Source organism: Roseobacter sp. HKCCD6576-2 (genome assembly GCF_013179285.1).
Taxonomy (GTDB): Bacteria; Pseudomonadota; Alphaproteobacteria; order Rhodobacterales; family Rhodobacteraceae; genus Rhodophyticola; species Rhodophyticola oceani.
In genome coordinates, this window is record NZ_WVNW01000003.1 from 107,674 (window position 1) to 131,688 (window position 24,015).

General features: G+C 60.9%; 23 protein-coding genes. 10 read left to right on the forward strand and 13 right to left on the reverse strand.

The features are described 5' to 3' along the window. The 7 genes from GTF44_RS13125 (at window position 1) to GTF44_RS13155 (ending at window position 7,729) form a co-directional block, all read left to right on the forward strand. Complete coding sequence (locus tag GTF44_RS13125) at window positions 1–1,359, forward strand: ABC transporter substrate-binding protein (protein WP_253261308.1); 1,359 nt, start codon at window positions 1–3, stop codon at window positions 1,357–1,359. Window positions 1,360–1,448: 89 nt separating this feature from the next. After that, the gene (locus GTF44_RS13130; protein ID WP_171561742.1) at window positions 1,449–2,684 is read left to right on the forward strand and encodes a carbohydrate ABC transporter permease; all 1,236 of its coding nucleotides are present in this window, start codon (window positions 1,449–1,451) and stop codon (window positions 2,682–2,684) included. Further along, window positions 2,684–3,898 carry a carbohydrate ABC transporter permease gene (locus tag GTF44_RS13135; RefSeq protein ID WP_171561746.1) on the forward strand — a complete coding sequence of 405 codons (1,215 nt, stop codon included), beginning with the start codon at window positions 2,684–2,686 and terminating at the stop codon, window positions 3,896–3,898. The genes GTF44_RS13130 and GTF44_RS13135 overlap by 1 nt, the downstream gene beginning before the upstream one ends. A 6-nt stretch (window positions 3,899–3,904) precedes the next feature. Further along, on the forward strand, window positions 3,905–5,200 hold the full coding sequence (locus tag GTF44_RS13140) for a hypothetical protein (RefSeq protein WP_171561749.1): 1,296 nt from the start codon (window positions 3,905–3,907) through the stop codon (window positions 5,198–5,200). A gap of 3 nt (window positions 5,201–5,203) precedes the next feature. Then, a complete protein-coding gene (locus tag GTF44_RS13145; RefSeq protein ID WP_171561752.1) occupies window positions 5,204–6,253 on the forward strand; it encodes an ABC transporter ATP-binding protein in 1,050 nt (349 codons plus the stop codon). Between the two features lie 248 nt (window positions 6,254–6,501). Further along, entirely contained in the window at window positions 6,502–6,909 is a 408-nt protein-coding gene (locus GTF44_RS13150) for a RidA family protein (protein ID WP_171561755.1), read from the forward strand. Between the two features lie 124 nt (window positions 6,910–7,033). Next, window positions 7,034–7,729 (forward strand): alpha/beta fold hydrolase, encoded by a 696-nt coding sequence (locus tag GTF44_RS13155; RefSeq protein WP_171561758.1) that lies wholly within the window; start codon window positions 7,034–7,036, stop codon window positions 7,727–7,729. Here the strand turns inward: GTF44_RS13155 and GTF44_RS13160 are convergent. Both GTF44_RS13160 and phaZ read right to left on the reverse strand, forming a co-directional pair. Continuing rightward, window positions 7,726–8,289, reverse strand: coding sequence for a DUF6151 family protein (locus GTF44_RS13160; RefSeq protein ID WP_171561761.1), 564 nt, complete (start codon window positions 8,287–8,289; stop codon window positions 7,726–7,728). The genes GTF44_RS13155 and GTF44_RS13160 overlap by 4 nt on opposite strands. Before the next feature lie 12 nt (window positions 8,290–8,301). Further along, window positions 8,302–9,585 carry a polyhydroxyalkanoate depolymerase gene (gene phaZ, locus GTF44_RS13165; protein WP_145216307.1) on the reverse strand — a complete coding sequence of 428 codons (1,284 nt, stop codon included), beginning with the start codon at window positions 9,583–9,585 and terminating at the stop codon, window positions 8,302–8,304. Between the two features lie 120 nt (window positions 9,586–9,705). On the opposite strand from phaZ, the gene phaC reads away from it, so the two are divergent. From phaC to phaR, 3 genes are all read left to right on the forward strand, one after another. Continuing rightward, complete coding sequence (gene phaC, locus GTF44_RS13170) at window positions 9,706–11,508, forward strand: alpha/beta hydrolase (RefSeq protein ID WP_171561764.1); 1,803 nt, start codon at window positions 9,706–9,708, stop codon at window positions 11,506–11,508. Between the two features lie 128 nt (window positions 11,509–11,636). Continuing rightward, entirely contained in the window at window positions 11,637–12,080 is a 444-nt protein-coding gene (locus GTF44_RS13175; protein ID WP_145216313.1) for a phasin family protein, read from the forward strand. 174 nt (window positions 12,081–12,254) lie between these two features. Then, complete coding sequence (phaR, locus tag GTF44_RS13180; protein ID WP_145216316.1) at window positions 12,255–12,812, forward strand: polyhydroxyalkanoate synthesis repressor PhaR; 558 nt, start codon at window positions 12,255–12,257, stop codon at window positions 12,810–12,812. Window positions 12,813–12,826: 14 nt separating this feature from the next. Here the strand turns inward: phaR and GTF44_RS13185 are convergent, their stop codons facing one another. From GTF44_RS13185 to GTF44_RS13235, 11 genes are all read right to left on the reverse strand, one after another. Then, window positions 12,827–14,194 carry an aminotransferase gene (locus GTF44_RS13185; RefSeq protein WP_171561767.1) on the reverse strand — a complete coding sequence of 456 codons (1,368 nt, stop codon included), beginning with the start codon at window positions 14,192–14,194 and terminating at the stop codon, window positions 12,827–12,829. A 58-nt stretch (window positions 14,195–14,252) separates the two neighbouring features. Then, complete coding sequence (locus GTF44_RS13190; RefSeq protein ID WP_171561770.1) at window positions 14,253–14,636, reverse strand: GFA family protein; 384 nt, start codon at window positions 14,634–14,636, stop codon at window positions 14,253–14,255. Between the two features lie 8 nt (window positions 14,637–14,644). Continuing rightward, window positions 14,645–15,841 (reverse strand): DegT/DnrJ/EryC1/StrS aminotransferase family protein, encoded by a 1,197-nt coding sequence (locus GTF44_RS13195; RefSeq protein ID WP_171561900.1) that lies wholly within the window; start codon window positions 15,839–15,841, stop codon window positions 14,645–14,647. Between the two features lie 98 nt (window positions 15,842–15,939). Then, window positions 15,940–17,229 (reverse strand): FAD-binding oxidoreductase, encoded by a 1,290-nt coding sequence (locus tag GTF44_RS13200; protein ID WP_171561773.1) that lies wholly within the window; start codon window positions 17,227–17,229, stop codon window positions 15,940–15,942. Between the two features lie 5 nt (window positions 17,230–17,234). Further along, complete coding sequence (locus tag GTF44_RS13205; protein WP_171561776.1) at window positions 17,235–18,590, reverse strand: glutamine synthetase family protein; 1,356 nt, start codon at window positions 18,588–18,590, stop codon at window positions 17,235–17,237. After that, on the reverse strand, window positions 18,583–19,269 hold the full coding sequence (locus GTF44_RS13210; RefSeq protein ID WP_171561779.1) for a type 1 glutamine amidotransferase: 687 nt from the start codon (window positions 19,267–19,269) through the stop codon (window positions 18,583–18,585). Before GTF44_RS13210 ends, GTF44_RS13205 begins: the two co-directional genes overlap by 8 nt. A gap of 63 nt (window positions 19,270–19,332) precedes the next feature. Beyond that, complete coding sequence (locus tag GTF44_RS13215; protein WP_171561781.1) at window positions 19,333–20,658, reverse strand: glutamine synthetase family protein; 1,326 nt, start codon at window positions 20,656–20,658, stop codon at window positions 19,333–19,335. After that, complete coding sequence (locus tag GTF44_RS13220) at window positions 20,655–21,494, reverse strand: ABC transporter permease (protein WP_171561784.1); 840 nt, start codon at window positions 21,492–21,494, stop codon at window positions 20,655–20,657. The genes GTF44_RS13215 and GTF44_RS13220 overlap by 4 nt, the downstream gene beginning before the upstream one ends. Then, on the reverse strand, window positions 21,491–22,372 hold the full coding sequence (locus GTF44_RS13225) for an ABC transporter permease (RefSeq protein WP_171561787.1): 882 nt from the start codon (window positions 22,370–22,372) through the stop codon (window positions 21,491–21,493). The genes GTF44_RS13220 and GTF44_RS13225 overlap by 4 nt, the downstream gene beginning before the upstream one ends. A 77-nt stretch (window positions 22,373–22,449) precedes the next feature. Continuing rightward, entirely contained in the window at window positions 22,450–23,172 is a 723-nt protein-coding gene (locus GTF44_RS13230) for a transporter substrate-binding domain-containing protein (protein WP_171561790.1), read from the reverse strand. 26 nt (window positions 23,173–23,198) lie between these two features. Next, window positions 23,199–23,978 carry an ABC transporter ATP-binding protein gene (locus GTF44_RS13235; RefSeq protein ID WP_290151241.1) on the reverse strand — a complete coding sequence of 260 codons (780 nt, stop codon included), beginning with the start codon at window positions 23,976–23,978 and terminating at the stop codon, window positions 23,199–23,201. Between the last annotated feature and the right edge of the window lie 37 nt (window positions 23,979–24,015).

Sequence of the window (24,015 nt, forward strand, 5' to 3'; positions counted from 1 at the left end):
ATGACACTGATGATGAAGGGGACCCGTTTGGCCCTGATGGCGGCGGTCTCAAGCCTGGCGCTTGGCTCCGTCGCTGCGGCCCAAGACACGATCCGGTTTTGGACGACCGAGGAACAGCCTGAGCGTTTGGCCCGGCAAGAGGCGATGGCCGCCGAGTTTACTGCGGAGAGCGGTATTTCTGTCGAGGTGATCCCGGTCACCGAAAGCGATCTGGGCACCCGGGCCACGGCGGCCTTTGCCGCGGGCGATTTGCCGGACGTGATCTATCACCCGCTGCAATATGCGCTGCCCTGGACCGAAGCCGGCATCTTGGACCCGGACGCGGCCAGTGATGTGATCGAGGACCTGGGCGAAGATACCTTTGCACCGGGCGCCTTGAGCATGGCGGCAACCGAAGACGGGTTCGCCTCGGTTCCGGTGGATGGCTGGACGCAGATGATCGTCTATCGTGCCGATTTGTTTGAAGAAAACGGGCTGGAGCCGCCCAACACCTATGCCAATGTGCTGGCCGCCGTTGAGGCATTGCACAATCCGCCGGAGATGTTCGGTTTCGTTGCGGCGACCAAGATCGACGAGAATTTCATGAGCCAAGTTCTGGAGCATGTGTTCCTCGCCAATGGCGTGAGCCCGGTCGGCGCGGACGGGTTCCAGGAGTTGGACGAGGCGGCGACCACCGAGGTGTTGGAGTTCTATGCCGCGATTGTTGAGGCCAGCCCCGATGGGGAGTTGTTCTGGCAGCAATCTCGCGAGCTTTACTTCGCGGGTCGTGCGGCAATGATCATCTGGTCGCCCTTCATCCTCGACGAGTTGGCCGGTCTTCGCGACAGCGCACCGCCGACCATCACCGACGATCCGACCAGCGGCGAGTTGGCCTCGCGCACGGGTATCGTGACCAACTTTGCCGGCCCGTCGAACCCCGATGGCGCGGCCTGGGCCGATATCCGCTATTTCGGAATCACGGCGGATGCCGATACCGATGCGGCGATGGAATTTGTCCAATTCTCGATGGATCAGGGCTATACCGCGACGCTGGCCATCGCACCGGAGGGAAAGTTCCCGATCCGGCGCGGCACGGCGGAGGATCCGACTGCGTTTACCGAAGCCTGGGCGATGCTTGACGTCGGTGTCGACCGCCGCGCGCCTTTGGGCGACCTCTATGACCAAGCGATGATTGACGAGATTGTCGGCGGTCTGGATGTGGCGCAGCGCTGGGGCGTGGCCGATGGCCAACTCGGTCTGGCCAGCCGGATCGTCAACAGCCAGATCATCAACCGGTTGGTGCGTGAATACATGGATGGGGTGCGGGATGCCTCGGCCACGGTCGCGCTGATGAATGAGGAGCTGGCGCGGATCGAATGATCCGGGCTCAGCCGATCTGATCAAGCTTTCGGGCGGCGCATTGGCCGTCGCCCGGGGCCAGCCCTCCCGCTCAATCGGAGACCAAGCTGATGACGACCGCTGTCCCTCCTAAGGGCACCGGCCCCCTTGCGCGCCGCGAAGCGCGCCTGGCCTGGGGTCTGTTGTTCCCGACACTTGCTAGTGTGGCGCTGGTGGTTCTGCTGCCGCTCTTGGCGATCTTCTGGATCAGTTTCAAACCGGTTGGCCTGGCCGATTTGCGGGCCGCGGCGCCGGTGGCGCGCGAAGACCTGCGCGATGCGGACGATGCGGAGCCTTACATCCGCTATCGCATTCGCAACTCCAGTCAAAGCGACCCGATTGAGGCCGTGGTTCTGACCGACCTCATCCCGGATCAGGTCGAGATTCTGGAGCTGCCAGAGGGGTGCGAACTGGATGGGCAGGCGCTGACCTGCCGGATCGACCTGTTGGAGCCGGGCGAGCGTCTCACGCTGGAAATTCCCGTCGGGCTGCCCGCTGATATCGAGGCGGCGGAAGCGGCGATTGAGGATGGCGAGCCGAGCATCACGGGGTCAGCCGATAATGTGCTGACCAACATGGAATTCACCTTGGAGAATTTCGCCGAAATCTTTGATGCGCGCGAGTTTTGGACCGTCATTGGGGCAACGCTGTTTTACACCGTGTTTGGGACGTTTGGCGCGCTGATCGTCGGGCTTTTCGCGGCGCTTTTGCTCAATAAGAGTTTCCGGGGGCAGGGGGTCCTGCGCGGGCTTTACCTCTTCCCCTATGTCGCCCCGGTGATCGCGGTGGCGTTTTCCTGGGTGATCTTGTTCGACCCCTTCTCGGGCTCGGTCAATGCACTGCTGATTCAGATGGGCGTGACCTCGCAAGCGATCAATTTCTTCGGCGAGCGGCCCCTGGCGCTGATCATGGTGACGGTGTTCGAAATCTGGCGCTACTTCCCGCTCTCCTTCCTCTTCATCCTCGCGCGGATGCAGTCGATCGACACCGATATGTATGAGGCGGCAGATGTGGATGGCGCCTCGCCGTTCCAGAAGTTCCGCTATCTGAGCCTACCGATGTTGATGGGCATCCTCTCGGTTCTGTTCCTGCTGCGGTTCATTTGGACCTTCAACAAGTTCGACGACATCTTCCTGCTGACGGGCGGCAATGCGGGCACGCGGACGCTGACGGTGAATGTCTATGAGCAGGCCTTCGCGCTGTCGAATATCGGGGCGGGGGCGGCCGTGGCGGTGGTCATCCTGCTCTGCTTGCTCTGCTTCTCGTGGTTCTTCTTCAAATTCATGTCGAAAGAGGAGGGGCTCTGATGCGGATCTTCTGGAACAGCTATATCACCGGGCCGATCCTGGGCGTCTTGTGGGCCTTCGTGATTGCGACAACCGTCTCGGTCCTGCTCTCTTTCATGACGGGCGAGGCGTTTCGGCCTGGTCTGATCGGCTGCCTGCTTTTGGGTGCGCTTGTCGGGGTCGTCTCGGTCGAGCCGTTTGATCGGCGGCTTCTGGCTGCGGGCGCGGTGATTTTGACGCTTGCGCTGACCTATACCCCGTTTGGTCCGATCCATGTGGCTGAGACTGTCGGTCTGGGCGGCCATCTGGCAGTGGCGGTCGGGTTCGGCATTGGCTTGGCCTGGCCGATATTGGTGATGTTCGACGGATGCCCGAAGGGCGCGTTGAACCGGCATGAATGGGAAGAGGCGGTGATCCGGTTTTTGACCGGGTTCGGCTATATCTTCTTCACCGCCGCCGTCGCGATCCCGTTTTATGTGATGGTGATGACCAGCCTGAAGACGCAAGGCGAATTGATCGCGAACCCGTTGGATTTCACGATTGATCTGAGCCGAGGTTGGGCGTTGCTCAGAAGCTACGAAGAGCTGTTCCGCGATTTCAATTTCGGCAGCTATCTGTGGACCAGCTTCTATATCTCGATCTTGACGGTTCTGATCACGCTGCTCTTCTCGATTCCCGGGGCCTATGCGGTGGCACGGCTGCGGTTTAAGGGGCAGAAATCGCTCTCTCGCTCGATCCTCCTGATCTACATGGTGCCGATGATTGTTTTGGCGCTGCCGATCTATATCGCGTTTTCGATGACCGGCTTGCGCAACTCCATCACCGGGATCGTGATGATCTATCCGGTGACGACGATCCCGGTCGCGCTCTATATGTTGCAGGGCTATTTCCGGGGCTTGCCGGCGGAGATCGAAGAGGCCGGGCTGATGGATGGCTTGAGCCGGCTGCAGGTGATCTGGAAGATCACACTGCCGCTTTCGCTGCCTGCGCTGGCCTCGGTCTCGCTTTATGTCTTCATGATTGCGTGGAACGAGTTCCTGCTCGCCTTCATGCTCTTGGATGACCCATCGAAATTCACGCTCACACGGGGCATTGCCTCGCTCAACTCCTCCGAGATCCCCCGCCAGCATCTGATGGCTGGTGCCGTGATTGCCACGGTGCCGGTGATGGCGCTGTTCCTGGGGTTGGAGAAATTCATGACACGCGGCCTGACCGCAGGCTCAGTCAAAGGATAACCCACGATGATTGCAGAGCAAACTGCCGCGCCCACCGCCCCCTTGGACGACGAGGCCCGGCGCATTCTAAGGCTGAATGACAAAGGCGGCTATACGGTGCCAACCGCCGGGCTGTACCCCTATCAGTGGAATTGGGACAGCGCCTTTGCCGGGCTTGGCTTTTCGCGTTTCGACGTGCCGCGCGCCTGGGAAGAGCTGGAAACGCTGATGTCGGGGCAATGGGAAAACGGGATGGTGCCGCATATCCTGTTTCACCGGCCCGACCCGGGCTATTTCCCGGGCGCGGATGTTTGGGGCGCGGAGGGTGCGCCGGGCAAAGGGCCGGGTCGGGTCGCCTCGTCGGGGATCAGCCAGCCGCCGGTTGCGGCCAGTTTTGCCTGGCGGATTTATCAGCGAGATCCGGTGCTTGGAGAGGCGCGGCTTCGGGTGATGTTCCCGAAATTGATGGCGTTTCATCGGTGGTTCATCGCGGCGCGTGCCGAAAGCGGCGCAGTCGCAATCACCCATCCTTGGGAAGCGGGCCGAGACAATGCGCCGGATTGGGACGACGCGATGGCGCGGATCGATCCGCAAGGGGTGGCGCCTTACACGCGGCGCGACACCGGCCATGTGAACCCGCGTATGCGCCCGACGAAAGAGGATTACGATCGCTATATCTGGCTGGTGCAATTCGGTCGTGAGCGGGGCTGGGACGATGCGGCGATTGCTGCGGAGAGCCCGTTTCGTGTGGCGGACCCGACGCTGACCTTCACATTGATGCGGGCCTGTCGCGATCTGCGGGACGCAGCGGTGGTCTTGGGCGAAGACACTGGTGAGATTGAGGCGTGGATTGCTCATCTGGAGGCGGGGGCCGAGACGCTCTGGAATGCGCAGATCGGCGCTTATGATAGCCGCGATCTGCGCAGCGGGGCGCTCTCCGGCGTGGTCAGCAACGCGTCGTTCCTGTGTTGGTGGGGCGGGCTTGATGACCACCGCTCTATCGCCACATTGGCGCGCATTCTGGACGCGGCACCCTATAGCCTGCCCAGTTTTGACCCGGCCCATCCGAAATTCGACCCGTTGCGCTATTGGCGCGGGCCGGTTTGGGGCGTGATGAACATGATCGCCGGTCTGGGCATGGCCGAACAAGGGCTGGCCGAGCAGGCCGCGCGCGTGCGTGCCGATACGGCCCGGCTGATCTCGGAAAACGGATTTGCGGAGTATTTCAGCCCCGAGGACGGCACACCCGCCGGGGGCGCGACATTCACTTGGACGGCGGCGATCTGGCTGGCTTGGGCCTCGCCATCGGCAGCGGAGGGGTAAGATATGGGACAGATCGAACTGAAAGCGGTCGAGAAATGGTATGGCGAGGCGCAAGTTATCAAAGGCGTCGATCTGGACATTCATGACGGCGAGTTTGTCATCTTTGTCGGCCCGTCCGGCTGCGGAAAATCCACACTGCTTCGGATGATTGCCGGGTTGGAGGAGACGTCGCGCGGGCAGGTGATCATCGATGGGCGTGATGCGACGGCGGAGCCGCCCTCGAAACGCGGCCTCGCCATGGTGTTCCAGTCTTACGCGCTCTATCCGCATATGTCGGTGAAGGACAATATGGGTTTCTCGTTGAAAACGGCGGGCGCGTCCAAGGCCGAGCAGGACGAGAAAGTCGCTGAGGCCGCGCGGGCCTTGCGGTTGGAGGAGTATCTGGAGCGACGGCCCAAGGATTTGTCGGGTGGGCAGCGGCAGCGGGTGGCCATTGGCCGTTCCATCGTTCGCGACCCGACGGCGTTTTTGTTTGATGAGCCGCTCTCCAATCTCGACGCCTCGCTGCGCGTGGAGATGCGCTATGAGATCGCCAAACTGCACCAGTCGTTGGATGCCACGATGATCTATGTGACCCATGATCAGGTTGAGGCGATGACCCTGGCCGACCGGATCGTGGTGCTGAGCGCGGGGCAGATCGAGCAGGTGGGCAGCCCGAAAGAGCTCTACGACCACCCCGCGAACCTGTTTGTGGCGCAGTTCATCGGCTCACCGAAAATGAACATCCTGCCCTGCGAGGTGAAAGACGGCGCGTTTTCCCTGCCGGGCGGCGGCGGTGGTGTGGCCACCGGTGCCGAGGGCGGCACGCAACTGGGCATCCGGCCTGAGGCGATTTCCATTGGCGCGGCGGGCTCTGGCCATGTGGATGGGACGGTCGATGTCGTCGAATATCTCGGCGCTGACGCCTATCTGATCATCGATTGTGGGGCCTCGGGCAAACTGACTGTCCGCTCGGATGGAGAGACCACCTTGAAACCGGGCGATGTCGTGGGCCTAGCCTTCGAAGATCGCAAACTGCATTTCTTCACCGCCGACGGGATCGCGCTGCGCTAGGCATCACCGGCCCCGTTTGGGGCTGGTCCGGTGCGGAACGCCTGCGAGGTTTCGAACATGTAGGGCCTTGGTTGGTAGGGCTTGCGGTCACATGCGCAACGACCACCAAAGACGTGCCTGGACCCAGAACAAACTCAACCTATCATGGGCGCGGTTGTGTTCATCGTCTCCGACGTCTCGGCTATCGTGAGCGGTCGCAGAGGTTGTCGCGGGGCGACTGGGAGGCGTGCAAGAAGGAGATCAAGGATATGGCAGCGAAAGAGACCATTCACGCGATCACGCCGGACGGGTTTCAGAGCTATCTGCGAGACTGGAAGATGTCGCCGGGTCTGGTTGTGGGCGATTTGGTGTTCCTGACCGGCATGACCGGGGCGGGACCCGGCGGCAGTGTCGATCCGGACCCGAAGCGGCAGATCGAGCTTGCCTTTGAGCGGGTTCAGACCGTGCTGAACGCTGCAGGCGCGCGCATGATCGACCTGACCTCCTATCATGAGGGGTTGCAGGATCATCTCGACGTTTTTCGGGAAATCCGAAGCAGATATGTCACGGAGCCCTATCCGGCCTGGACCGCGATTGAGGTTCAGGGCTTTGTGACACCGGGGACGGTGGTCGAATTGCGGGTTGTCGGGCGGCTTTTCTCGGCTGAAGCCGAATAGGTGCGGACTGGCGGCGGTTGACGTCGAGACTGTCTATGCCAAATTGGCGCCGCCGGGTAAGAGTGCTGCGTTGCCGTCTGATGCCGCAGGCGAGAAAATTTAGGCCAGAAGAAGGGGATAGCCCGTGACCGAGCCGTTGGTCTTGTTGCCGGGAATGATGTGCGACGCGCGGCTATGGTGGCCGCAGATGGCCGCGCTGTCGAGCACGCATGCGCTGCATATGGCCCCAATCAGCGGCGGAGATTACATCGAAGAGATTGCCGCGCAGGTTTTGGCAGGCGCGCCGGAGCGGTTTGCGCTGGCGGGGCTGAGCATGGGCGGAATCGTGGCGATGGAGATCTATCGCCGCGCGCCGGATCGGGTCAGCCGGATCGCGCTTCTCGACACCAACCCATTGGCCGAGACGCCAACCGTGGCCGCCGCGCGGGAGCCGCAGATCGTGGCGGCCAAGGCCGGGCGATTGGTCGAGGTCATGCGCGATGAGATGAAGCCGAATTATCTGGCGCCAGGCCCTGGGCAAGACGAGATTTTGGGCCTGGTCCTGGAGATGGCAGAAGGCCTGGGCCCGAATGTGTTTGTGGCGCAGTCGCGTGCGTTGCAGCGGCGACAGGATCAGCAGGCGGTGCTGCGCCGCATTTCCGTGCCGGCGCTTGTTCTCTGTGGTGAATATGACGCGCTTTGCCCGGTTCGGCGGCACGAGTTCATGGCCGATCTGATCCCGCGCGCGACGCTGCAAATCATCGAAGGGGCCGGGCATTTGCCGACCCTGGAACAGCCAATCGCCACCACGCGCGCCTTGCGCACTTGGCTTGAGGGCTAGCCCGCGCGGCCCGCGTTTTTGGGCGCCAAGGTTGGGGCCGCGACCGGTTCCCGCGTCTCTGGGTCGAAGAACGGCGTGTCGCGCCAGCGACCAGAGATCAGCGCCGCCCCGGCTTTGATCATCAGGCTGATCACGGGTCGGGTGATGTTCTTATGCCGGGTTTTCCCGTCTGCGGTGGGCAAGAAGGTATGGCCGATCACGCGGCCCAGGGCCTCGGGCCTGTCGATATTGCGGGTCAGCACCGTGGCAAAGGCGAACCGGGGCGTATTGGGCGAGTTGAAAAGCGGCGTGTCGCAGCATTTCGCATACCAGCGATAGGCGCCCTTGGGCGAGAGCGTTAGGAGCGCCAGATGCTCCTTACCACTGTCGATTTTGATATGGTCCGGGGTGGTCTGAAACAGATCGACCCCGTCTTGCTGATTGGCCTCGATACCGAAATGGACCAGCGTCCGCACGCAATCGGCGCAATGGCAGACGATGTGATTGCCGCCGCGCGGGCTCGCATGTGTCACATGGCCGTTCAGCGTCCCGCAGCGGCAGGAAAAGCGGAGATCGGCCATGGCAAAGCTCCTCTATTCGGCGGCGATATCCTTGCTCTGCGCGTCTTTGACCGGCGCTTTTGGCACATCGCAATTGGCGTCGATGAAATCGAGCACCAAGGGACGGATTTTGTTGCGCCAGCTTTTGCCCGCGAAGATACCATAATGGCCCGCGTTCGGCTCGATATAATTGGCCTTTTTGCTGTCGGGCAGGCCGGTGCAGAGATCCAGCGCGGCGACACATTGGCCCGGCGCAGAAATGTCGTCTTTGCCGCCTTCGACGGTTTTCACGGCGACCGTGGTGATTTTGCCGATATCCACCTGCTTGCCCGCGACGGTGAAGCGGTTCTGCGCAATTTCAAGGCCTTTGAAGATCCGCTCGACGGTGGAGAGATAGAACTCCGCTGTCATGTCCATCACGGCGAGGTATTCGTCGTAGAACTTGTTGTGCTTGTCATGGTCCGAGGCCGCGCCTTTGGCGACCTTCATGATCTGATTGCTGAAGGCTTTGGTATGCTTTTCAGCGTTCATCGCCATGAAGCTGGCAAGCTGCTGCAGGCCGGGATAGACCATGCGCCCGGCGCCAGCATATTTGAAACCGACCCGTTGCAGAACATGGCGCTCAAGCTGCCCCATGGTGACGCGATTGCCGAAATCGGTGACATCGGTCGCCGCTGCATCGGGATCGACCGGGCCGCCGATCAAGGTCAGCGTGCGGGGCTGCGCCTTGGGGTCTTCTTCGGCCAGATAGGCCGTGGCCGCGAGCGCCAGAGGCGCGGGCTGACAAACCGCGATCACATGGGTGTCGGCGCCCATTTCGCGCAGGAAATCAACCAGGTAAAGCGTGTAGTCTTCGATGTCGAATTTGCCGACACTGACCGGAATGTCACGCGCATTGTGCCAATCCGTGATATAGACGTCACAATCGGGTAAGAGGCTGAGCACGGTAGAACGCAGAAGGGTCGCGTAATGGCCAGACATCGGTGCAACCAGCAAGACCTTGCGGCCCGTCGGCGCTCGGCCTTGCACATCGAAGCGGATCAGATCGCCGAACGGGCGTTCGACAACCGTCTCGATCGAGATCGAGTGGTCGCGCCCATCATCGCCGGGAATGGAATAGATGCCCCAGTCGGGCTTGGCGACCATCCGCGCGAAGCTGCGCTCCATGACTTCGCCCCAAGCGGCGGTCATCTGGATGGCGGGATTCGCGAGAATGCCAAGCTGCGGATAAGAGCACATCGCGCGCGCGGTCGAGCCCATCCACTGGTTCGTCACCCGCACGGATTCCATAAAATCATAGGTGAGAAGGTATCTCATACTGCTCTCCTGAGTCGCATATCCCGGCACCTTATAGCCCCGGGTCTATTCGTCGCTTTGCCCCCTCACCGCGGCAACGCTATGAATGCAAATGCAGCATTTGAGGGGTAAAAGCAAGCAATGTCCGAGACAGAAGGGGAGGAAGGGCAGTTGGGCGAGAACCTTGATCGGCTGAACGAGAACCTCAAAAAAATGGAAGAATTGAGCAAGCGCATGGTCGCCGCGATCAGTGCGCGCGAACCGGGCGATGCGGGTCTGCAAGGGCCGGGGCAAGACCTCTATTTGAAGGCTGGCGCCGCCTATATGCACGACATGCTGAACAATCCCGCCAAGCTGATGGAGCAGCAGGTGCAGTTCTGGGGTCAGACGCTGACCCATTTCATGGAAGCGCAGCAGGAACTCGCCAAAGGGCATTTGGCCGCGCCCGAAGATCACACGCCTGATGACCGCCGGTTTTCTAACCCGATGTGGAAGACCCACCCCTATTTCAACTTCATCAAACAGCAATATCTGATCTCGTCAGCCGCGATCGAAGAGGCGGTGCATGAGCTTGATGGGCTAGATGCGAAAGACAAGCAGCGGGTCGAGTTCTTCTCGAAACAGATCATCGATCTGTTCTCACCGACCAATTACTTGGCCACCAACCCCGATGCGTTGGAACGCGCGGTGGAAACCGAGGGGCAGAGCCTGGTGGATGGGCTGGAAAACCTGGTCCGCGATATCGAAAGCCACCATGGCGAGGTGCTGCCCACGCTGGCCGATCCCAATGCGTTCAAGGTTGGGGAGAATATCGGCACGGCCGAGGGATCGGTGGTGTTCCGCAATCGGATGATGGAACTGATCCAATATGCGCCGACCACCGAGAAGGTACATAAGACGCCGCTGGTGATTTTCCCGCCCTGGATCAACAAATTCTACATCATGGATTTGAAACAGCAGAACAGCCTGATCCGCTGGATCGTCGATCAGGGCTATACGCTTTTTGTGGTGAGTTGGAAGAACCCCGATGCGAGCTATGCCGATGTGGGCATGGAGACCTATGTCGAAGAGGGCTATCTCGAAGCGATCCGGGTGGCCAAAGAGATCACCGGTGAGAAGCAGGTCAACACCATCGGCTATTGCATCGCCGGGACGACCTTGAGCCTCACCCTGGCGCTGTTGAAGAAACGCGGCGATAAATCGATCAAATCCGCGACCTTCTTCACCATGCTGTCGGATTTCTCCGAGCAGGGGGAGTTCACGGTCTTCCTTGACGATGATTTTGTCGATGCGATCGAGCGGCAGGTTGCGGATGAAGGCATTTTGGACAGCTACTACATGTCCAAGACCTTCAGCTTTCTGCGCGCCAATGATCTGGTCTATGGCCCAGCTGTACGCAGCTATATGATGGGCGAGGCGCCCCCGGCGTTTGACCTGCTTTATTGGAATGGGGATTCGACCAATCTGCCAGGGCGTATGGCGGTGGAATATCTGCGCGGGCTGTGCCAGGGCAATGCGATGGCCCAAGGTGGCTATCAGATGCTGGGCGAAACCCTGGAGCTGTCGGATGTTACCGTGCCGATTTGCGCGATTGCCTGCGAGACCGATCACATTGCGGCCTGGAAAGACAGTTTCCGAGGCGTGACGCAGATGGGATCGAAGGACAAGACGTTCATCCTTTCGGAATCGGGCCATATCGCCGGGATCGTCAATCCGCCGTCGAAAAAGAAATACGGCCACTACACCAACCCCGAGGTCAAAGGCACAGCGGAGGCCTGGCAGGAGGCGGCAAGCTATAACGAAGGCTCGTGGTGGCCCCGGTGGGAGGCCTGGTTGAAGAAGCGGTCAGGCGCGCAGATTGCGGCCCGAATCCCAGGTGAGTCGGGCTATGACGTTTTGGCGGCCGCGCCCGGAACCTATGTGTTGGAACGCACAAGCGACTGATTTTCCTTACGTAACCCTCTCCGATGCTGCGGTGCAGAAAAAGCTTGCAATGCCGCGCTGCAGCATCTATATATTTTGCATCCGCAGCAAAGCGCCCCAGCCCCCGGGGATGATTAGGAGAGAGACCAATGGCCAAGACCAACGACTTCACCAAATACATGAGCGAAATGATGTCCGCATACCCGATGGACATGTCTGCCATGAACGACGCGTTCAAAACCTCTGCCGCAGTTGGCGAGAAAATGTCGAAAGTGGCTCTGGAAGCCGCTGAGAAATCCACCGAGATTTCGTCCAAATGGACCAAAGACACCATCGCCAAAATGGGCGACGTGGCCGCTGTCAAAGACGAGCCCACCGACTACACCAAATCGCTGACCGATTTCGCGTCGGCTCAGGCGGAAATGGCTGCTGAAAACATGGCCGCTTTCGCTGAAGTTGCGAAAAAAGTGCAGATGGAAACTGTCGAGCTGATGATGGCTGCTGGCAAAGAAGCTTCCGAAGAAGCAACTGCCGCTGTCAAAAAAGCCACCTCCGAGGTGACGACTGCCGCGAAAAAAGCGACCGCTAAGTAAGCGACTGCTTTAAACGCATCATGCCGATGTCCTCCCCATTGGCGTGACTTAGAAAGGGTGGGTCCGTCCGTGGCCCGCCCTTTCGCGTTTTCGTGCATGCGCCGAGAATGATTGCATTTTCGCTGCAAGCGCGTAGGCTTTCCTTTGCTGCACCGCAGGGAAGGAATTTTGGTCATGGCAAAAGACGCGGAACCGCTTTTGATCAAGCGCTATGCCAGTCGGCGCCTCTATAATACCGAGACATCGGACTATGTGACGCTGGAAGATATCGCCGGATTTATCCGTGATGGCCGCGAGGTAAAGATCGTGGATCTAAAGTCGGGCGATGAGTTGACCCGGCAGTATCTGCTTCAAATCATTGCCGAACATGAAAGCCGGGGCGAGAATGTCTTGCCGCTTGGTGTGTTGACCGATCTGGTCCGGAGCTATCAATCGCAAACCCAGAGTGTGGTGCCCGACTTTCTGGCGATGTCTTTTGAGATGTTGAAGGATGGTCAGTCGAAAATGGTCGAGAACATGGCCGCGATGAACCCAATGGCCAAGATGCCCGGGTTCGAGGCGATGCGCGCGCAGCAAGAGGCGTTTTTCAAAGCGATGACCGGCGGTTTGGGGAACCAGTGGAGCGGCCCGACCACAGATGACGACGAGGAAAGCGACGCGGCGCCCGAGGAAGAACTCGACGAGATCAAGAAGCAGTTGGCGGAACTGCAGGCGAAACTGTCTAAGCTTTGATTGCGCGCGTTGACCTAGCCCACCTCCGCAAAGACCTGGGTTAGCGCCGCATTTAGCTTCTCGAACATCTCATCCATTTGATCGTTCGTCAGGATAAACGGCGGGCAGAGCACCACCGATTGTCCAAGCGGTCGGCAGATCAGCCCATGATCGGTGCAGGTATTGGCGATGCGTTCGCTGACCGAGAGATGCCCCTCGAACGGTGTTTTGGTTGCGCGATCCCGGACGGCTTCCAGGGCCCACATATAACCGATGCCGCGCAGCTCACCGATATTGGGGTGTTTCGCGATTTCCGCCAGCCCGGCCTGCATCCGTGGCGCACCCGCGCGGACTTGCTCCATCAGGCCCTCATTCAGGATCACATCAATCGTTTTCAAGGCGACGGCACAGCCGACGGGGTGGCCCGAGGCGGTAAACCCGTGCGGGAATTCTTCGATCTCATCAATGGCCGCTTGCAGCCGGTCGGTCAGGTCTGGCCCCAAGATCACCGCGCCCATCGGGAAATACCCTGCGGTAAGGTTTTTGGAGCTGATGATCGCATCAGGCATGAAATCATAGGTCACCGAGCCCCAAGCCTCGCCCGTGCGCCCAAAGCCGCAGATCACCTCGTCGGCGATCAGCGGAATGCCATGGCGTTTCAGCACCGATTGGATCGCCTGGAAATACCCCGCTGAGGGCGGGATGACGCCGCCCGCGCCCATAACGGGTTCAGCGAAGAACCCGGCGATTGTGTCGGCCCCCTCGCGCTCAATGACCTCCTCCAACTCGGCGGCCATGCGGGCGGTGAACGCCGCCTCGCTCTCGCCCGGTTTCCCCTCCCGCCAATAATGCGGGCAGGTCAGGTGGAGGAACCCCTCAAGCGGCAGGCCAAAGACCTCGTTATAGGGTTTGCCGGTCATGGAAGACGCCGCGATTGTCACCCCGTGATAGCCATTCCAGCGGGTCAGGATCTTTCGCGCCTCTGGCCGCCCCTCGGCCCGGTTCAGAAACCACAGCATCTTGACCATGGTGTCATTCGCTTCGGACCCGGAATTGGTGTAGAACACTTTGCCCCGCGCGAAGGGCGACACGTTTACCAGGGTTTCCGACAGTTCTACGGTCTGGTCCGACATCCGGCCAAAAAACGCGTGATAGCCGGGGAAACGGTCATATTGCGCCTTGGCGGCCTCGGCCAATCCCTTGTGATCGAAGCCCGCGACCATATTCCAAAGGCCGGAATTGCTGTCGAGATAGCGTTTGCCATTGGTATCAAACACATACGGGCCTTGCCCATGGGTCAGCACCACCGTGCCGCGTTCGGCTACCGAGGGGAGATCGGTGAAGCCGTAAAGCGAGTATTGCGCGGCGCGCGCTTCCCAGGAATTCGGGGCGTGATCAGTCATCGCGAGGGGCCTTCGAGGAGTTGCAACGCTGCCACGCTATCCGGGGTGGCGCGGGCCTTCAATCCTTGCGTGGCAGATCGTCGGAAAGGGCAATCCAAGGCACGTGTTCCGACCAATGAAAATGCCAATCAGGCCGGAAATCTGAACTGTCTTCGAGCGTCGCGGCGTAGAAATGCATCTCGCCCGGGTGGCGTGTTGATCGATAGGCCATCGGGGTGCCGCATTTTGCGCAGAATAGCCGCTCCGAATGGCTGCTATGGGCGTAAGAAGACGGCGGATCGCCGGTCCAGCGCCAACCAGTATCCTCAACACCGAAGAAGGTGGTGAAAGGCGCCGCGCAGTTTCGGCGGCAACTCTCGCAATGACAATGGCCACGCCAGCGAACCTGCTCCGGGTCGATCTGAAACCGGACCGACCCGCAGAGGCAATGGCCCTGACGCATTGGGTGCCTCAGGTGCCGTAGGCGCGGCTCTCGCCCATCACATCTTCGGCGGCGCCAAGAAGCGCGTCGATGATCACATTGAGCTCCGCTTGTTTCAGCCGCGCGGGCAGCCGCACGTCGCAGGCCCGCATCAACATGGCGCGGGTCTGTGGCAGGTCGGGCGTCTCGCCGGGAATAAAGCGCCAGTTCCAGAACGCCCGCGCATTGTCGGTCGAGAGGCCGAAGACCTGAACCTTCACGCCACGCGCCGCCGCAGCCTCCGCAAAGGCCCGCGCGTCGGCATCGCTTGCGACACCCTCAAGATTGAATTGGATCGAATCTGGCGCGCGTTCTTCCTGGGGCAGGGCATCCGGCACCTGCAGCCAGGGCGAGCTGTTCAACGCGGCGGCAACATAATCGTGGTTTGATCGACCGTCCCGCACGCGCCGCGCCACTTCGGGCAATTGCGGGCGGATCACCGCGGCAGAGAGGTTCTGCATCCGCAGATTGTAGAGTGGCAGCTCGTTTTGCCAGCGCGCGAAGGCCTCTTGCAGAACGTCGTGTTTTTTCCAGTTATGCTCATAGGCGCCCGACATGATAACTGCGCGGGCGATCAGATCGGCGTCGTCGGTGATCATGATCCCACCTTCGCCAGCATTCACCAGCTTGTAGGATTGAAAGCTGAAACAGCCGACACGCCCGATCGTGCCGACCTTACGCCCATCCCAAACGGTGCCAAGCGAATGCGCGGCATCCTCGATCACCGGAATGCCTGCGGCATCGCAAAGCGCCATGATGGCGTCCATATCTGAGGTGTGGCCACGCATATGCGAGATGATGACGGCGCTGGCCTCGGGCAGTTTGGCCTCGAAATCCGCCATGTCGATGCGGTAATTCGCGCCGACTTCCACCAGAACCGGTTGGCAATTGGCATGCACGACCGAGGACGGGACAGCGGCAAAGGTGAAGGCCGGGATCAGCACTTTCGCATCGCGCGGGAGGTCCAGCGCGCAAAGCGACAGGAACAGCGCGGCAGAGCAAGAGGACACCGCCAGGGCGTATTTCGTGCCCATCAAGGCGGCAAATTCCTGCTCCAGCAGGGTCACCGGCGCATCGGAGGCGGCAGTGTAGCGGAACAGGTCACCAGATTGCAGCAATCGGTCGATCTCGGCACGGGCCGCCTCGGGGATCGGTTCGGCGTCATACACATTGGGGGCGAGGGCCATCATTTCACCTTTTTGAAAACTCTCATTTCAGAAAACTTTACATCGTAACGAGATTGAAGGCCAGAGTCCTGTGCAATCCGGAGTCAGGTTTTCGGCGATTAGATGCCCAGTTTGTCCCGCAAGGCGAACCAGCGCATCGCCGTGGCCAAAAGCGGCCATCTGAGGGCGGTGCCGCCGGGAAAGCGCGGCGATGGCACGCGCGCCATCAGGTCGAAACTGGCGCTCTCACCTTGGATCGCATCGGCAATCATTTTGCCCGCCAAGGTTGCCATGGCCACACCGTGGCCGGAATAGCCGGAAGCCGTCCAAAGGCCCGGCTCGGGCGCGGCAAAGACCGGCATGCGGTTCATCGTAATCGCCAGCGTACCGCCCCAGGCATGGGTGATTTTGACATCAGCCAGATGCGGGAAGGTCTGGGCCAGCGGCTTGCGGACCAGGGCGGCAATATCGCGCGGGAAGCGATAGCCATAGGTTTCGCCGCCGCCGAAGAGCAGGCGATTATCGGGCGTGGTGCGATAGTAATTCACCACGAATTTGCTGTCTGCGACACAGACCCGTTTGTGCAGCGCGGCCCCTTCGGGTAGCGGCTCGGTCGCGACAATGAAATTGTTGATCGGCATGACGCGGGCCGCGGTTTGCCCATGCAGCCGCCCGAGATAGCCGTTGCAGGCCAAGACCACCTGATCCGCGATCACCCGCCCTTTATCGGTGGTCACCAAGCCGGGGGCGGCGCGATGGACCCGGCTGGTTTCATGAATCGTGACACCTGTCGCTGCCGCTATCCGAGCCAGGCCCAAAGCATAGGCGAGCGGGTTCAAATGGGCCGAGCCATGGTCGAGCAGGCCGCCAGCATAGACATCTGTGTGAAGCACTTGCCCAAGCGCGTCGCGGTCGAGGGTTTCTAATTCAGTATAGCCATAGTGCTCTGCCAAATGCTCGGCATAGGCGCAGGTTTCGGCGGCCTCATCGTCCCACCAATCGGCATGCAGCGCACCCGGTTGCAGATCGCAATCGATCGCGCCTTCCGCCACTAGGTCGCGGACGATTTGAACGGATGCCAGCGCCAGCTGCCAGAGCTTCGCGGCGTCATCAGCACCGACCATCCGCTCCAGCGCGATCTGGTCCAGCCGCTGGCCGCCCAAGACTTGCCCGCCATTTCGCCCTGACGCACCAAACCCCACGCGATGGGCCTCCAACAGGACCACCTCCCGCCCGGCCCGCGCCAGATGCAGCGCGGTGGAGAGGCCGGTATAGCCACCGCCCACCACGCAGACATCCGCGCGCGTTTCGCCCTTGAGCGCCGGAAAAGGCGCAAGCGGCGGGGTCGTCGCGGCATACCAGCTTGGCGGATACTGCCCAGCGCGATCATTGGCGTAGAGCAGGTTCATGAGGCTCACACGTTCAAGAGCAGATGCTCCCGTTCCCACGGGCTGATCACTTGGAGAAACTCTTTATATTCCAGGGCTTTCACCGCGGCGTAGACGCGACAAAACTCAGGATGCAAGACGTCGGCCATCGCCGTGTTCGCCTCGAACAATTCCAGCGCCGCATGAAGGCCGCGAGGGATCGCATCATCTGCGTCATACGCATCGCCCTGACATTCCGGGCGGGGCGGTTGCCCCTCGACAAGGCCCAGATAGCCACAGGCCAGCGAGGCGGCGATGCCCAGATAGGGATTGCAATCCATGCCCGGCAGCCGGTTTTCAACCCGCCGCGCGCCTGGGTCAGACACAGGGATGCGGATGCCGGTGGTGCGGTTGTCATGGCCCCATTCCAGATTAATCGGGGCGGCGAAATCCGGCACATAGCGCCGATAGCTGTTCACATAGGGTGCAAGCAGAGCGATGACGGAGGGGAGGTGCCGCTGCATCCCGGCAATGAACTGTCCAAATGCGGGCGTTTCCGCGCCGTCACGGGCTGAGAAGATATTGGCGCCGCTCTCGGCATCCACAATCGAATGGTGGATATGCATCGCGCTGCCCGGCTCGCCCTCGATCGGTTTCGCCATGAAGGTGGCATAGCAATTGTGGCGCAGCGCGGCTTCACGGATCAGCCGTTTGAAAAAGAAAATCTCATCGGCCAGGCGGACCGGATCGCCATGGCGCAGGTTCAGCTCGATCTGCCCCGCGCCGCCCTCTTGCAGAATGCCATCGATCTCGAGTCCCTGCGCTTCGGCAAAGTCATAGATGTCGTCGATCACCGGCCCGTATTCATCGACCGCCGACATGGAATAAGCTTGCCGTGCGGCGGCGGGGCGGCCTGAGCGGCCCATGGGCGGCTTGATCGCTTGGCCCGGGTCGGTGTTGGGCGCGACCAGGAAAAACTCCATCTCGGGTGCCACAACCGGCTGCCAGCCCTTCGCGTTATAGAGCGCCACAACCCGTTTCAGCACATTGCGGGGCGCAAAGGGGACCGGCTGCCCCTCTTGGTCGTCGATGTTGTGGATGACCTGCAAAGTCCAATCGGCGGTCCACGGCGCAGGCGTGGCGGTGTCGAAGTCGGGCGTCAGCACCATGTCCGGTTCGGTATAGCCGCCCGGCACCGTATCGATCCAATCGCCTGTAATTGTTTGGAAAAAGATCGAATTGGGCAGGTAGAAATGACTTTGCTTGGCGAATTTCGCGCCAGGCATGGCCTTACCGCGCGCGACGCCGGCGAGGTCCGAGACGATGCATTCCACCTCGTCCAGCACCCGGCCTTCAAGATAGTGCTGCGCGGTCTCGGGCAGTTTTTCTAAGAAGTCACGCATCGACCCGCGCCTTGGTGAGCACCGAGACCAGCAACGCGGTGAAAGCTTGCGTATCGACCGGTTGGTCCAAGCCCGCCCGCGCGTCGTCAAGCAGTGGCTCAGGCACGATGCCTTTGCCACGGGTGGCGATCAGCCCTGCAATGGCGCCTGCGTCGAATTCCGGATGCGGCTGCACCGTCAAAATCTTATCGCCATAAGCTAAGACCGCATTGGCGCAGAAATCGGAACTGCCGCGAACTTCGGCGCCTTTTGGCAGATCGATGACCTGATCTTGATGCCAGGCGTTCAGATGCACGGTCGCGCCGTCCACCTCATAGGCCTGCCGCCCGACCGACCAGCCGCCCGCGAATTTCTCCACCGTACCGCCAAGCGCTTGCGCGATGATCTGATGGCCGAAACAGATGCCCACCATCGGTTGATCGGCGTCGCGAATGGTGCGGATCAGGTTTTCCAGCGGCGGGATGAAGGGGTGATCTTCGTAAGCGCCATGTTTCGAGCCGGTGACGAGCCAGGCATCGGCGGCTTCGGGTCCGTCGGGGAAATCCATGTCGACCACATCGAAGACCCGGAACTCGAATCCATGCCCGCTCAGAAGCCGTTGGAACATATGTTCAAAATCGCCGTGGCTGGGCTGGAGTTCGTCGGGGGCGTGGCCGGTTTGCAGAATGCCGATGATCATATGCGTGCTCTTTGCGATGGATGGCCAAAAGCTACGCGCGCGGGCGAGGCGCGGCAAGGGGCGTCACACCGTGTCGAGATAGAGCGCGGTCAGCGTTTCGGCGTCGAGATCGGCGGTTTTGTGGAGCTCTTGGCGTTTGGTGCGGGTGAAGGCGTCGATCAGTTCCGGAGCGAAGATCCGGGCGATCTCCGGGGCGCTGGCGAAACTGTCGATGGCGTCGGGCCAGTTTGTCGGCAGGTTGGGCGGCACCAGATCATAGGCGTTGCCGCTGATCGGGGCGGCAGGCGCGGCACCGTCTTCGATCCCATTGAGTGCGGCGCCGAGGATGGCCGCGAGGAATAGGTAGGGGTTGATGTCGCCACCCGCGACGCGATGTTCGATCCGCCGCGCAGCGGGGGCGCCGCCGGGGATGCGCAGCGCCGTCGTGCGGTTTTCATACCCCCAAGCGGCGGCAATCGGAGCATGGGCACCCGGTGTGAACCGGTCATAGCTCGAGTGATGCGGCGCAAAGATCAACATCGCGCCCGCCATTGCGGACAGGCATCCGGCAACGGCATGATGCAGCATGGGCGCGCCCTCGGCAGTGCCATCATCGAAGATGTTTCGCCCGGCGGCGTCGAGGATCGAAAAGTGACTATGCAGCCCATTGCCGGAGTAATCGGGATAGGGCTTGGCCATGAAACTGGCGGCGAAACCGTGTTTCCGCGCCAGGCCCTGCGCCAGAAGCTTGAAGAGCCAGGTGTCGTCGGCGGCTTTCAACGCGTCCGCCTGATGCATCAGATTGATCTCGAACTGTCCCGGCCCGGCCTCTGAGATCGCGGTGTCGGCGGGGATGCCCATCGCGGCGCATCCGGCATAAAGGTCGGTGAAAAACCCGTCGAACGCATCAAGCTCACGGACCGATAAGACATCGGCTTGATGCCGCCGTTTCCCCGACCGGGGACTCTCCGGCGCGCGGAGGGTCGGGCCGCTGTCATCGACCAAATAGAACTCCAATTCGGTGGCAACCACGGGGGTCAGGCCACGCGCGGCGTAGCGCTCCAGCACTTGCGCCAAGGCCTGGCGCGGATCGCCTAAATACGGCGCGCCGCTGTCGTCAAACATCCAAATCGGGATCAAGGCGGTCGGTGTGTCGAGCCAGGGCATCGGCACCGGGCCGCGCCCGGTTGGCAGGAGGAGCCCATCGGGATCGCCCGCCTCGAAGACCAAGGGGCTACCCTCGATATCTTCGCCCCAAATATCGAGATTGAGGATCGAGAAGGGAAAGCGCGTGCCCGTCTGATCTAGCTTCTCAGCCGCCGAAACCGGCATGCGTTTGCCGCGCGCCTGACCGTTTAGATCGGCGGCGGCCACGCGCAGGGACTGGGCTCCGTCGGGCAGGGCGCTCATCGGATCAAATTGGGGCGGAACCGTATCCGCGCGCGGTTTTCCACCGGCAGATGACGGTTCAGACGCCGGTTGATCGCCCCGAAGAGCAAGATGATGCACAGCGTCAGGATCACGAAATACCCCGCCACAATCGGGTAGGGGATGAAGGGGTTGAACGTCCGATCCGCAAAATACTGCGCGTAGTAAAGCGCGTCGCCCTTTTGCTGGAAGGCAGGGAAGCCGGAGAAATAGACCAGTGTCGTGGCGTGGAAGAGGAAGATCGCCTCATTGGTGTAAGACGGCCACGCCAGGCGCATCGTCGTCGGAAACACCACCCGGCGGAAGCGTTTCCAGCCGGTCAGGCCATATGCATCCGCGGCCTCCAGATCGCCCTTGGGCACCGAGCGGAGCGCGCCATAGAAAATCTCGGCGGCATAGGCGGAGGTGTTGAGAAAGAGGACGATCAGCGCGCCAAGCCACGCGCGGGCGAGCCAGCGGGTCTCGGCCTCGACCACCACGCCGAACAGCTCGAACTCGACGCCAACCCGCGGCAAGAGCACGAAGGTTTCATAGGCCAAGAAGAATTGAATGAAGAGCGGTGAGCCCCGGAAGACGAAGATGAACCATTCCGCCGGTTTGCGGATCAACCTTGGGCGGCTATTCTTGGCCACGGCGAGGGCGACGGCCAGAAAGAACCCCGAGGCCAGGGCCAAGGCGCCGAAATAGACATTCCAGATCATGCCAGAGGCGATCAGGGTGAATTGCTCGCAGAGCGTGATGTCACCCCGGGGCAGGAGTCGCTCGCCATAGCCGAGGCTGCGCAACCCGTAATCCTGAATGGTCTGCCAACAACTCATGCCGCGACCTTCCGCTGATCTTCGCCAGCCATCGTGGCCTGGCCGCGCGACAGGCGCGTCGTGAGACGCCCAAGTGCAATCTCGGAGACGCGGGTCATGGCGAGGTAGAACACCAAAAGCCCGAGGAAATACCACAGCCGCCAGTCGCCATGCGGGTATTGAAAGGCAGAGGTGCGAGACCCGCCCAATTCACGGGCCCAATAGACGATGTCTTCGACACCGAGCAGGAACAAGAGCGGCGTGGCCTTGATCAGGATCATCCAGAGATTGGAGAGGCCCGGCAGCGCGTAAATCCACATTTGCGGTACCAGAATGCGCCAGAAGGTCTGCCGCCGCGACATGCCATAGGCTTCGGCTGTCTCGAGTTGCGCTTTCGGGACGGCGCGCATGGCGCCAAAGAGCACATTCGCGGCGAAGGCCCCGAACACGATGGAAAATGTGAAGACCGCAATCGCGAAGTTATAGGCCTCATGAACCCATTGCGGCGAGGCGTTTTGCGGGATTTTTGCGGCATCGCAAACCAGGAAATTCGCACCCTGGCGGATCGGATCGGTCCAGTCGGGGCAGACCGCCTGATGCTTCAACCATTCCAAGCCTTGGTCGAGCGCGATCACGAAGAACAGGAAGAAGGCGATATCCGGCACGCCGCGCACCATGGCCGTGTAGATTTTGCCCAGCCATCTGAGCGGCGGGATATGAGACCGGGAGGCCATCGCACCCAGAAACCCGAAGGACAGGGCCACAGGCGCCGTCACGGCGAGCAGAAACAGAACCGTCAGAAAGCTTTGGTAGAACCGAAAATGCACCCCATTGGTGAGGTAGCAGGAAAACCAGCGGAAGGTCTCCAATGTGCTGGGGTCTTCGCAGAATTCGAACATTGCGCCTCGGCGTCAGGGCGAAACCCGCCCGGAGGATGCAAAACGGGCGTCCCCGAACAGGGACGCCCGATCTGTGATTAGAAGGTTTCGGCGTCTTCGCCGAACCATTCGATGATCAACGCGTTCAGCGAACCATCGTCTTTCATCGACTGAATCGCCACGTTGAGGGTCTCCCGCAATTCGGTGTCGGTTTCGCGTAGGCCCAGGCCAATGCCACCGCCCAATTGCACCGGATCGCCGATGATCATCAGGTCCGCATCTTCGGCAGCGATCGGCAGCAGGAAGTCACCATCGGCGAAAACCGCATCGGCCTCGCCATTGCGGACGGCGGCGACGGTTTCATCCGGGGTCGCGAATTCCAGCAAGGTCGCGCCGCTTTCCGCGATGTAGCCGGCTTGGATCGTGTTGGTCTGCGCCGCGACCACGACGGAGGTCAGATCGACATCTTCGTCCATCCCCATGAAGAGTGACGAGGCGGGCGGGAAGTAGTTCTGCGTGAAGTCGATCACTTCATCCCGCTCGGCCGTGATGCTCATCCCGGCGATGATGGTGTCGTAGTTGCCCGAGGTCAGGTTCGGGATGATCGAGTCCCATTCATTGGTGACCCATTCGCAGGTCAGTTCGGCGCGGGCGCAAAGCTCATCGCCAACAGCGCGCTCAAAGCCGTCGATCTCGCCATCATCATTGATGAAGTTATACGGAGGGTAAGCGCCCTCGGTACCCATGCGGACCACGTCTTGGGCCAGTGCGCCACCGGCGGTCACCGCCAGAATGGTTGCGGAAAGAACAAGTGTTTTCATTGGTTTACTCCCTGGTTGGTATCGCCTCAGGCGGCTTGGCCGTGGCTGAGGAATTGCTGAAGACGCGCGGATTTCGGCGCGCCGAAAAGCTGCTCGGGCGGGCCTTCTTCTTCGATTTGGCCCTCATGCAGAAAGATAACATGGTCTGAGACATCGCGGGCCAGCCGCATATCATGGGTGACCAATATCATTGTGCGACCCTCTGCGGCGAGGTCTTTGATGACTTTCACCACCTCCTGCTCAAGCTCGGGGTCGAGCGCCGAGGTCGGTTCGTCAAACAACAGCGCCCGGGGCTGCATGCAGAGGGCGCGGGCGATGGCGGCGCGTTGTTGCTGCCCGCCGGAAAGCTGCGCGGGCCAGGCGTCGCATTTTGCGCCGATCCCGACCTTGTCGAGCAACATTCGGGCGCGGGCCTCAACCTCGTCTTTGTCCTCGCCCAAAACGGTGACGGGGGCTTCCATCACGTTTTGCAAAATCGACATATGCGACCAGAGGTTGAACTGCTGAAACACCATGCTGAGATTGGTGCGGATCCGGGTGACTTGCGCGGTATCCGCCGGATGGCGATTGGGGCCAGTACCGCGCCAATGCACGGCCTCCCCCTCGAATTTGATCTCGCCCTCTTGGCTCTCTTCCAAAAGGTTCGCGCAGCGCAGAAGCGTCGATTTCCCGGATCCCGAAGAGCCGATCAGAGAGACCACATCGCCGGCATTTGCCCGCAAGTCCACGCCGCGCAAAACATGCAGCGATCCATAACTCTTATGCAGACCGGTGATTTCGATCACCGGTGGGGTGGCGGAGGTCACGTGTTGGCAGCTTCCCTGTTATTTTTTTGGATTTGTC